1 protein-coding gene is annotated in these 342 nt (G+C 34.8%); it reads left to right on the top strand.

The window, feature by feature from the left end; translation table 11 throughout:
* Positions 1-342 (top strand): phospholipase D-like domain-containing protein (locus AB4496_RS29505; RefSeq protein WP_372133693.1); only part of this gene is annotated, 342 nt, incomplete at both ends.

The following is a 342-nucleotide window of genomic DNA, read 5'->3' as shown; positions in this document are numbered from 1 at the left end:
ATAGTACACACTGGAAGCTATACTTAATTGAACCTAATGTCGTTATTATTGGCAGTGCGAATTTCACTGCACTAGGTGTTAGCTTAAAAAGAGATACGTTAGTCTTTCTAGAATCAGAAGACCTATATAATGAATATCTAACCAAAGTAGAAAATCTTAAGTCATCTCCATTAGTGCTTAACTGCCAAGAAAAGAATTTTGAGCATCAATTCGAACTATACAAGCAATCATTCTTTGAATCTCAAGCGGCAAATCAATCTGTTAAAGCAAAGTCTACTCTAGATAGCTGGTTAGCAGATGATCACAATCAAGCAATTCCTTTGTTTATCTGGGACAGAGAAT

This window comes from Vibrio sp. 10N.222.46.A1, from assembly GCF_041473595.1.
In the GTDB taxonomy this organism is placed as follows: domain Bacteria; phylum Pseudomonadota; class Gammaproteobacteria; order Enterobacterales; family Vibrionaceae; genus Vibrio; species Vibrio tasmaniensis_A.
The sequence above is the reverse complement of the archived record's forward strand: the minus strand, read 5'-3'. Positions and strand labels throughout refer to the sequence as shown.